10 protein-coding genes are annotated in these 7,767 nt (G+C 62.5%); 5 read left to right on the top strand and 5 right to left on the bottom strand.

What is annotated here, in order from left to right; all coding sequences use genetic code 11:
• Both CQ14_RS45405 and CQ14_RS37820 read left to right on the top strand, forming a co-directional pair.
• The coding region (locus CQ14_RS45405) for a hypothetical protein (RefSeq protein ID WP_210183183.1) at positions 1–244 on the top strand (244 nt) is incomplete at its 5' end.
• Between the two features lie 82 nt (positions 245–326).
• Positions 327–1,202, top strand: a complete 876-nt coding sequence (locus CQ14_RS37820; protein WP_057862815.1) for a sulfurtransferase — start codon at positions 327–329, stop codon at positions 1,200–1,202.
• A gap of 106 nt (positions 1,203–1,308) precedes the next feature.
• Here CQ14_RS37820 and CQ14_RS37815 read toward each other — a convergent pair whose 3' ends face one another.
• Entirely contained in the window at positions 1,309–2,247 is a 939-nt protein-coding gene (locus tag CQ14_RS37815) for a DMT family transporter (protein WP_057862814.1), read from the bottom strand.
• 161 nt (positions 2,248–2,408) lie between these two features.
• A complete protein-coding gene (locus CQ14_RS37810) occupies positions 2,409–2,894 on the bottom strand; it encodes a Fur family transcriptional regulator (protein WP_057862813.1) in 486 nt (161 codons plus the stop codon).
• 140 nt (positions 2,895–3,034) lie between these two features.
• Here CQ14_RS37810 and CQ14_RS37805 point away from each other — a divergent pair, with 140 nt between their 5' ends.
• From CQ14_RS37805 to CQ14_RS37795, 3 genes are read left to right on the top strand one after another with little or no spacing between them, the layout of a single operon-like run.
• Positions 3,035–3,529 carry a MarR family winged helix-turn-helix transcriptional regulator gene (locus tag CQ14_RS37805; protein WP_057862812.1) on the top strand — a complete coding sequence of 165 codons (495 nt, stop codon included), beginning with the start codon at positions 3,035–3,037 and terminating at the stop codon, positions 3,527–3,529.
• On the top strand, positions 3,522–4,691 hold the full coding sequence (locus CQ14_RS37800) for an HlyD family secretion protein (RefSeq protein WP_057862811.1): 1,170 nt from the start codon (positions 3,522–3,524) through the stop codon (positions 4,689–4,691). The genes CQ14_RS37805 and CQ14_RS37800 overlap by 8 nt, the downstream gene beginning before the upstream one ends.
• A gap of 4 nt (positions 4,692–4,695) precedes the next feature.
• On the top strand, positions 4,696–6,255 hold the full coding sequence (locus CQ14_RS37795; RefSeq protein ID WP_057862810.1) for an MDR family MFS transporter: 1,560 nt from the start codon (positions 4,696–4,698) through the stop codon (positions 6,253–6,255).
• Positions 6,256–6,284: 29 nt separating this feature from the next.
• Here the strand turns inward: CQ14_RS37795 and CQ14_RS37790 are convergent, their stop codons facing one another.
• The 3 genes from CQ14_RS37790 to CQ14_RS37780 all read right to left on the bottom strand — a co-directional run bounded on the left by CQ14_RS37790 (position 6,285) and on the right by CQ14_RS37780 (position 7,660).
• Positions 6,285–6,752 carry a GyrI-like domain-containing protein gene (locus CQ14_RS37790; protein ID WP_063800475.1) on the bottom strand — a complete coding sequence of 156 codons (468 nt, stop codon included), beginning with the start codon at positions 6,750–6,752 and terminating at the stop codon, positions 6,285–6,287.
• A gap of 83 nt (positions 6,753–6,835) precedes the next feature.
• Positions 6,836–7,324 (bottom strand): SRPBCC domain-containing protein, encoded by a 489-nt coding sequence (locus CQ14_RS37785; RefSeq protein WP_057862808.1) that lies wholly within the window; start codon positions 7,322–7,324, stop codon positions 6,836–6,838.
• 12 nt (positions 7,325–7,336) lie between these two features.
• On the bottom strand, positions 7,337–7,660 hold the full coding sequence (locus CQ14_RS37780; protein ID WP_057862807.1) for an ArsR/SmtB family transcription factor: 324 nt from the start codon (positions 7,658–7,660) through the stop codon (positions 7,337–7,339).
• Positions 7,661–7,767 lie beyond the last annotated feature (107 nt).

Raw genomic sequence — 7,767 nt, 5'->3', positions numbered from 1 at the left:
TTTATGCCGGGCCCTGGGGCCTGCGACGTCGTCTTGCGGGATTATTTCGGGCTTGTTCATGGGGCCTCGAATATCAGGTTTTGGTGACAATCACCAAGTGGGCGGCGAAGGCGCTGTGCCCTTCGTCACACTGGGATTTTTGTGTTGTATCTTCAATAGCTTAGGTCGAGCGCGGCGGCCAGCAGCAGGGCAAAAAACCTCGTCTTCCGTTAACCGCTATATTGGACAGGAATCGCCGAATTGAAAGGGCGAGCGCACCTCCCGGCCGCCTTTTCATAGGCCGATGCGGGCTCTAGCATTGACCCAAAATAGCGGGAGGCCATCCAATGTCGGGGCATAACGGGCTCATCTCTACGGCGGAACTCGCTGATATCCTGGATCGGCCCAATTTGCGGCTGTTCGACTGCACCACCTATCTCGAACCTGCGCCCGAAGGCTCCAGCCAGCCCTATCTCACCGTACCCGGGCGGCACACCTTCGAAGCCGGCCACATTCCGGGCGCGGGCTTTCTCGATCTGCAGGGCGAATTTTCCGATGCCACTACCGAGCTTCGCTTCATGATGCCTGATGTGGCGCATCTCGAGGCCGCGTTCGGCCGTCACGGCGTATCCAATGACAGCCGGGTGGTGCTGTACAGCATCGGCACCCCGATGTGGGCGACACGGTTCTGGTGGATGCTCACGTCGCTGGGCTTCGAGAACGTATCCGTGCTCGACGGCGGCCTCGACAAATGGAAATTCGAGGGACGCCCGCTCGAAACCGGGCCCGCGAAGGGATATCCACCGGCGACGTTCATCGCCGAACCGAAGGACGCATTCTTCGTCGACAAGCACGAGACGCTCGCCGCCACCGCCGAACGCAACACCGTCGTCGTCAACGCCCTCGGCCCGCAATTCCACAAGGGACTGGAGCCCAGCCGCTACGGCCGGCCCGGCCGCGTGCCCGGCAGTTGCAACGTCTCGGCCGCAACGCTGCTCGACCCCAAGACCAAGGTCTTCGTGCCGCTCGCGGAAGCGGAAGCCAAATTCAAGGCGCAGGGCATCACGAAAGACAAGCGCGTCGTCGCCTATTGCGGCGGCGGCATCTCGGCAACCGTCGACCTGTTTCTGCTGCACCGTCTCGGCTACGACAACCTCACCCTCTACGACGGCTCGATGGGCGAATGGGCGAAGGATGCATCGTTGCCGATCGAGACGGGGTAAACTCTCTCCCTGTCGTCACTGCGAGGAGCGATAGCGACGAAGCAATCCATCTTTCAGCACGCGCGGAAGGATGGATTGCTTCGCTCCGCTCGCAATGACGGAAGAGCTACGCCGGCACGTTCGGGTCCGGCACCACCTTCGGGTCTGGCTTGTTCACGAGATAAAGCCCCGCGATCACCAGCAATGCCGCGACGCCGAACGCGATCGTCAGCGTGTCGTGCAGGATGAAATAGGCGGCGACGACGCCGAACAACGGCGTAACGAAGGTGAACGAGGAGAGCTTGCTCGCCGAATAGGTCTTCACCAGCGCAAACCACAGCACGAAGGTGCAGCCCACCACCCAGATCGCCTGATAGGCCAGAAGCGAGATCGACAATACACTGGGCATGTGCGTGATCTTCTCGCCGAACAACAGGGATGCAGCGCCGAGAATCGGGATCGACACGGCGGCCTGGTAGCTGAGCGCCTTCTCCGGCGCGGCGTTACGGAGCTTCGTGCCCTTGGCAATCAGCGTGGTCGCGCCCCACAGCGCGCCACCGCCGACCACCAGCAGATCGCCCAGCAACACCTTTGCGTCAACATTGGCCTGCGGCACGCCGATCGCGAGCGCAACCCCGGCGAAGCTGAGACCGAGGCCGCCCCATTGCAGCATGCTCAGCCGCTCGCCGAGAAACTGGTAGGAGCCGAGCGCGACGAAGAACGGCGCCGTGTAGAGGAATACCGCAGCGCGCGACGCCGAGGTGAACACCAGCCCGGTGAAGATCAGCACGAACTCGATCCCGAACAGCGTGCCAGCCACCAACCCCGGAACGAGCGAGCCGTCGCGCACGAAGAATTTCACGCCGCGCAGCCATCCGGCGAACAGCATCACCGGCAGCGCGCCGGCGGAACGGATCAGCGCCTGCAGCATCGGCGGGATGTCGGGCAGCGCGAGCTTCACGGCGATCTGGTTGAACCCCCAACTCAGGCACAGCATCAGCATCAAGGCAATGGCGCCCGGGGTGAGCGCACGCCCGGCGGAAGGTTCTACTTTTTTGGAAGACATTTATCCTCGTGACCGGCTTGGCGCCGTGTTGTTATGATTCCGGTTTCACCACGTCATTGCGAGCGAAGCGAAGCAATCCATTTCACCGCTTGCGGAGGCATGGCTTGCTTCGTCGCTTCGCTCCTCGCAATGACGGAGGAAGGCCCTCAGACTAAAATTAGTCATTTCTGGCAATGGGCACAGGTGCCTGCGATTTCGACGACGGAGAGCTTTGGCGCAAAGCCCGACGCGCGCGCCGCCGCGTTGAGGCTTTGCGCCACGGGAGCCGCGGGAATTTCGCCGACGGAGCCGCAGAGCTCGCAGATCAAAAACGCCACCATCGAGGTCTCGTCGTGGTCATGCGCGCAGGCGAGGAACGCATTGCGGCTCTCGATACGGTGGACAAGGCCGTTTTCCATCAGGAAATCGAGCGCCCGATAGACCGTGATCGGCGCCGGACGCGGCATCGATTTGGCCAGTTCGTCGATCACCTCATAAGCGCCGAGCGGGCGGTGGCTCGACAACAGCGCCTGCAGCACCTGGCGGCGGATCGGCGTGAATTTCTGTGCCCGCCGTGCGCAAACCTGTTCGGCGTGCGCGATCGCTTCCGCAGTGCAGCGGCCGTGATCGTGGTCGGGCGCGGGAAATGTCGGCTTTGTCAGGCTCATCTCAGCCTTTTGTAGCACTTCTGGTGGCCAATCCCAAAGCCCGGCCGCTCCCTGGTTCCCAGCCATGTGCTGGAAGCGGGTCAGGCCATCTCTAACCTGGCATGTGGAATTCATAAGCAAGCTTATTATATCGCTAGCTTATGGAGATGAGGACAATGCGCGGTTCGGTGGACATGAACTTCCTGTTTACGCTCGGCGAGGTGCAGCGGATGATGCGCGCCTATGCCGACAGGCAGGCCGCGCGCTACGGCATCACCCGCGCGCAATGGGCGGTTCTGGCCAAGGTCGAACGGACCGAGGGGCTGAAGCAATCGGAACTCGCCGAACAGATGGAGATGCAGCCGATCACGCTGACGCGGCTGATCGACAAGCTCTGCGACAATGGCTGGATCGAGCGCCGTGGCGACGAGACCGACCGCCGCGTCAACCGCCTTTACTTGCGCAAGGCGGCACGTCCCCTGCTCGGCAAGCTCGCCGGGCTTCGCTCCGAACTCACGGCGACCGCGCTCGACGGCATCAATCCCACTGATGCGCATCGCCTGCTCGACCAACTCGACCTGATCAAGGAAAACGTTCGCAACGCGATCCAGAATCCGGCGAATGACACTCCGCGAAAGGAACAGCGTTATGGCTGAGCCCGCGCTCAAATTCGCTCCCGAGCAGAAGAGCGCGCCGGCGACACCGTCGCGGCCGAAACTCGCGGCCGAGCCGCGCCGCCGGCTATTGGCTGGCTTGCGCCGCTATCGCCGCTTCCTGCTGCTCGTGGTGCTGCCGCTGGTCGCGCTGGTGGCCGGCGTGACGTTCTATCTCAATGGCGGCCGCTACGTGACCACCGACGACGCCTATGTCGGCGCGCAAAAGGTTCTGATCACGCCCGACATCTCCGGCAAGATCGAGAAGGTGGTGGTGAAGGAGGGCCAGCAGGTCAATCCCGGCGACGTGCTGTTCGAGATCGACCCGGTGCCGTTCCGCCTCGCCGTCGCGCAAGCCAAGGCCAACCTCGCGCAAGCCAACGTCACCTATGACAATCTGATCGCGGACCTGAAGATCTACGGCCAGATGAGCGAGCTGTCGCAACAGGGCATGGACCTGAAGCGGCGCGACGTCGAACGCAAGTCGGCGCTGGTGAAGAACAATTTCGGCTCGCAGCTCGACCTCGACAACGCCTCGACCGCCCTCGTCACCGCAAGCGCGCAATATCAATTGCTGCAGCAGAAGATCGCGACGGCCAAGGCGCAGCTGCTCGGCAATCCAGACCTGCCGCTCGTCGAATTCCCGCCTTACGCCCAGGCCAAGGCGGCGCTCGACCAGGCCCAGCGCAATCTCGACCACACGGTGATGCGCGCGCCGATGGCGGGCATCGCCACCCAGGTCGAACAGATTCAGCTCGGCCGCTTCGTCACCGCCGGCACGCCGGTGTTCAGCATCATCGACACTTCTAACCCCTGGGTCGACGCGAACCCGAAGGAATCCGACTTCACCCATGTGGCGGTCGGCCAGTCGGTCACGCTCGAGGTCGACGCGTTCCCCAATCACCCGTTCAAGGGCACCGTCGGTTCGCTCTCGCCCGGCACCGGCGCCCAGTTCGCGATCCTGCCGCCGCAGAACGCGTCGGGCAATTTCGTCAAGGTGGTGCAGCGCGTGCCGGTGCGGATCTATTTCGACAAGAACGACAAGTTCGTCCGCAAGCTGAAGGCCGGCATGAGCGTCTATGCCACCATCGACACCAACCATCGGCGCTCGCTGACGGCCCTGCTCGGCCTGACGCCGGCGGCGGCCAACCAGGACCACGATTAGCGCCATGGCAACGCCGGGCCAGCCATTGGCATCCGTTCCCGGCCTGCGCCGGAACATGGTGACGATCTGCGCCATGACGGCGACCATCATGCAGGCGCTGGACACGACGATTGCCAACGTCGCGCTGCCCTATATGCAGGGCACGCTGTCGGCCTCGCAGGACCAGATCAACTGGGTGCTGACGTCCTATATCGTCGCGGCGGCGATCATGACGGCGCCGGTCGGGTGGATCGCCAACCGCTTCGGCCGCAAGCGCATCTTCATCGTCTGCTCAGCCGGCTTCACCATTGCGTCCGTGATGTGCGGGCTGGCGCAGGATATCGGCCAGATGGTGCTGTTCCGCCTGCTGCAAGGCGTGTTCGGCGCGGCGCTGGTGCCGCTGTCGCAGGCCGTGATGCTCGATTCCTACACGCTGCAAGAACGCGCCAAGGCGATGGCGATCTGGGGCATGGGCGTGATGATGGGACCGATCATGGGCCCGTCGCTCGGCGCCTGGCTGACGGAAACCTATTCCTGGCACTGGGTGTTCTTCGTCAACCTGCCGTTCGGCGTCATTACCGTGCTCGGCCTCGTCATCTTCATGGACGAGACCAGGAAAGACCTCCAGCTGCGGTTCGACTGGCTCGGCTTCACCGCGCTCGCCGTCGCCATCGGCGCGCTGCAACTTGCGCTGGACCGCGGCGAGCAGCTCGGCTGGCTCGAATCCAACGAGATCATCGCCGAGTTCATCATCGCCGGCATCGGCCTCTATTATTTCCTGGCGCATTCGCTGACGACGCAACATCCTTTCATCCAGTTCGCGCTGTTCAGGGACAAGAATTTCGTCGCCGGCTGCGTGTTCATGGCCGTGATGGGGCTGGTGCTGTTTTCCACCATGGCCCTTTCCTCGCCGTTCCTGCAGAATGTGATCGGCTATCCCATCATCACCGCCGGGCTTCTGCTGGCGAGCCGCGGCTGCGGTACGTTCGTGGCGATGATGCTGGTCGGCCGCATGATGCAACATATCGAAGCGCGGACGCTGATCGTCGCCGGCCTCGGCATCACCTGCCTGTCGCTGTTCTATATGACCGGCTGGACCGACCAGACCGGCGCGACCGAAATCGTGATCATCAGCGTGGTGCAAGGCTTTGGCTTCGGTCTGGTGTTCGTGCCGCTGTCAACCGTAGCATTTCTGACGCTGCCCAATCATTTGCGTACCGACGGCACCTCGATGCTGACCCTGATGCGCAATGTCGCCAGTTCGATCGGGATCTCGCTCGTGATCGCGCAACTGACGCAGGGCACGCGCTACACCTACGCGGTGCTGTCGGAACACATCAACCCGTTCAATCACGCGCTGCAGATGCCGAACGTGCGTGGCATGATCGATCTCGCGACCGACACCGGCCGCGCTATGGCCGACGTGATGGTCAAGGTGCAGGCGCAGATCATCGCGTTCTCGCACGATTACCAGCTCGTGATGATCTTCACCGCCTGCGCCATCCCGCTCGCGATCATGATCGGCTCGACCAAGGCGACCTTACGCGCACAGTCGGCCGCGCCTGATCACGCGGTAATGGAATAGATTTTCCCTTCGTGCATTTCTCGGGGCTTCTAAACCTCCACCAGTTCCTTGCTGAGCACAGTGCGCCAGGCTTTCGGATCAGCGCTCGCCTCCGGGCCGACCGCATAGGCTTCATAGAGGCCGTCCACTGTTCTGTGTCCCGCGGCCCTGATCATGCCGATGAATTCCTCCCACGCGCCGCCGAGACCTTCATAGCCGCCATGATAGGTGGTCTGGACAATATTCATGGCGGGCCGTTGCCCTGGTTTCACGCGATTGACCGGTGCGACGAGCGTGGCGACCGGCAGGCATATCTCGAAATCGAAGATCTCGCCGGGATTGCGGACATGGTGGGTAAACCACGGGCCTGTGACCACGACGTTTTGCGCGGCCACGGCGGCCTTCAATTCGGTGAGGCCGGGACCCATGACCTTGCGAATGTCTTCGCGCGGAACCGCGATCGGAATCACTGCTGTGAGTTGTGGCTTGGTTTGAAGGACACGAAGCGGCTCGATCACGGTTACTCTCCAGATTGATGGATCCTGCTGAAATGAGTTTCTTCGCTCATTTCAGTAGACCGACGTGGCGCGCGGCTCATCCCTCAGTGGTTGAGCGCTGCGGATGATTTGAGTGTGGTCTCGAGCCGCGCGTAGCTCGCTTCCATTCCATGCTCCATTCCGGTGGACAGCATGGCAGCCCGCGTCGCGGCATCGGGCAAGGTCATCCGCATGGTCATCAACGTGCCGTCGCCGTCCGGCGCGAAGGTCGTTTCAACGTGGTTGTCCGGCGTCGCATCGGGCATGTGCATCCGCTCGACATGAACGAGCCGGCTGAACGGCACCAGTTCGAGATACTCGCCGGTCACATAAAATCCGCCGCCTTCGCCGTTCGTCCACTCGTATCGGATCTTGCCGCCCGGTCGCGCCTCGTTGATGCAGACCGGCATCGTCCAGCCGTCCGGACCGAGAAGCCATTTCTGGATCAGCGACGGCTCGGTGTGCGCGCGATACACCGCTTCCGGCGGCGCGGCGAAGCGCCTGGTAACGACGACATGGCGATCGCCTTCGGTCTTCAGCGTCATCTTGCTCATCGGGTCTGCCTTTCACTCTTCGGTTTTCATGCCGGCCAGAACGTCGTCCAGCCGGTTGTAATTCGCTGACAGGGCCTTTCGGAGCATCCCAAGCCATTGGTCGATCTCGGTGACGGCAGCCGGGGCCAATCGGCACGGTCGCTTGGTGCCTTCGATGCGGCGGACGATCAGCCCCGCGCCCTCCAGCACCTTGAGGTGACGGGAGATGGCGGGCTGGGTGAGGTCGAAAGGTTCGACCAGCTCCGTGACAGTGGCTTCACCCAATGCAAGACGGGCGAGGATCGCCCGCCGTGTCGGGTCCGCCAGCGCGGAGAAGGCCGCATCGAGATTTTTCATATGCTCAATCCTTTATATAAACGGATTGTTATATAACTGATCGCGCATTGTCAAGCCGGTGCTGCCTGCTTATGCGGGGGGACAGCGCGGTCTGGTCACGCCAGCGC

The sequence above is a fragment of the Bradyrhizobium lablabi genome (assembly GCF_001440475.1).
Lineage (GTDB): Bacteria > Pseudomonadota > Alphaproteobacteria > Rhizobiales > Xanthobacteraceae > Bradyrhizobium > Bradyrhizobium lablabi.
Note: the sequence above shows the minus strand (reverse complement) of the source record. Positions and strands in the feature narration are given on the sequence as shown.